The 1,800-nt window shown below is 64.4% G+C and carries 2 protein-coding genes and 1 pseudogene; 2 read left to right on the top strand and 1 reads right to left on the bottom strand.

The genetic code is table 11. The features are described from left to right. Both EN879_RS34440 and EN879_RS34435 read left to right on the top strand, forming a co-directional pair. The coding region (locus EN879_RS34440; RefSeq protein ID WP_127274638.1) for a GNAT family N-acetyltransferase at positions 1-568 on the top strand (568 nt) is incomplete at its 5' end. 4 nt (positions 569-572) lie between these two features. Further along, positions 573-1,409 carry a GNAT family N-acetyltransferase gene (locus EN879_RS34435; RefSeq protein ID WP_063167776.1) on the top strand — a complete coding sequence of 279 codons (837 nt, stop codon included), beginning with the start codon at positions 573-575 and terminating at the stop codon, positions 1,407-1,409. Positions 1,410-1,455: 46 nt separating this feature from the next. On the opposite strand, the pseudogene EN879_RS34430 reads toward EN879_RS34435, so the two are convergent. Further along, positions 1,456-1,800: pseudogene (locus EN879_RS34430) on the bottom strand (tyrosine-protein kinase family protein); the annotation flags it as partial.

Raw genomic sequence — 1,800 nt, 5'->3', positions numbered from 1 at the left:
GGACGAGATCGACAGGCTGCTCGACGCCTTCTTCGAGATGAAGGAACTCCGCTTCCGCAAGATGGGCATCGCCAACGTCTTCGGCGACGCGCAGGTGCGCGGCTTCTTCCGCGCGCTGTTTTCGCAAGCACTTAGCGAGGACAAGCCTTCCTTCGTGCTGCACGGGCTCGAGGTTGCCGGCAAGCTGCGCGCCATTACCGGTTCAAGCCGCTCGGGCAAACGCCTGATCTGCGAATTCGGAGCGATCGCCGAGGACGATCTCGGGCACGCCAGCCCCGGCGACTTCCTGTTCTTCGACAACATCCAGGAAGCCTGCGAGACCGGTTTCGAGGTGTATGACTTTTCGGTAGGAGATGAGCCTTACAAGCGGCTGTGGTGCGATATCGAAACGCGGCATTTCGAAGTGCTGGTCCCCTTGACCGTGAAGGGCCGCATGCTGGCGCTGACGCTTCGGCAAGGCGCGCGGCTGAAAGCCTTCGTCAAGAACAGCCCGACGATCTGGAAGCTGACCAAGGTGCTGCGCCGCAAAGCCGCCGGCCAGGCGGCGCCCTCGGAAGAAGATAGCTAACGCAATGACGCCGATCATCCGCACACTGTCCCTGCAGGAACTGGCGCTTCTCGTCGACTGGGCAGCTGCGGAAGGCTGGAACCCAGGTCTTGAAGACCCGGCGATGCTCCAGGCGGCGGACCCCGAAGGCTTCATCGGCGCCTTTGTCGGCGACGACATGGTCGCGGCAATTTCGGCCGTGGCCTATGGCAGCGAATTCGGCTTCATCGGCCTCTACATCTCCCGGCCTGACATGCGCGGCATGGGCTACGGCAAGACGGTGTGGGACGCCGGCATGAAAAGGCTTGCAGGCCGGACCGTCGGCCTTGACGGCGTCGCCGAGCAGCAGGCCAATTACCGGCGCAAGGGCTTCGCGCCGGCCTACGAGACCATCCGCTTCACCGGGCGCAAGGCAGGCCCGACGGCCAGGGCCGATGGGTTGCGGATGATTACAACGCAACTCCTGTCCGATGTCGTCGCCTATGACGCCCATTGCTTTCCGGCGCCCCGAGACGCCTTTCTGAAGCGATGGCTGCAAGAACCGCATCATGGGTTGGCGGCAATCGGTTCGCGCGGCGTCACCGGCTTTGGCGTGGTGCGCCGGTGCCGATCCGGCTTCAAGATCGGCCCGCTGTTTGCCGACGACATGGAAATCGCTTCGCAACTCCTGGAGGGACTGGCCGGTGCCTGTGAGGGCGGCGAGCTGCATATCGACGTCCCCGCCGATAACACCGGTTTCATAACTGCGCTCGATGCGGCCGGCTTTGCGCCGACCTTCACCACCACGCGCATGTACAAGGGGCCTGCCCCGGAACTGGACCTGCAAAGGGTGTTCGGCGTAACGACCCTGGAACTGGGCTAGATCGGGCGAACCGCTGAACGGCTCCGCCAGGCGATCCGCAGCTCTCTCAGGCGGCGGCAGTGCGCCGTCCCGGCACCGGATTGCCGGGCGGTTCGTGGCCGAGCGGCGTCACCAGCGTCAGGTCGGGATAGCCGTTCTCGATCAGCTTGACGGCAGCCTGCGTCACCTCGTCGTCGGCCTCCAGCATGGAGAGAAAGACCTCGGTGGCGTCGCCGGTCAGACGGCCGATGCCCTGCGCGTCGGCTGGTCCGCATTCGACCACGACCAGATCATAAGCCGTTGTCAGCGACTGCATAATGATCGGCAGCCGGTCGGCAGCGCGCATGGCGCGGACCGGATCGGCGGTTCCGACCGGAATGACGTGACAGTCCGAGTAGAGATCGGCATGGAT

This window comes from Mesorhizobium sp. M7A.F.Ca.AU.002.02.1.1, from assembly GCF_003998535.1.
Taxonomy (GTDB): Bacteria; Pseudomonadota; Alphaproteobacteria; order Rhizobiales; family Rhizobiaceae; genus Mesorhizobium; species Mesorhizobium ciceri.
This window is presented reverse-complemented; position numbering and strand designations above follow the sequence as displayed.

Coding starts and splice junctions, on each gene's coding strand:
- EN879_RS34435 (WP_063167776.1), top strand. CDS start 573: ATGACGCCGATCATCCGCACACTGTCCCTGCAGGAACTGGCGCTTCTC.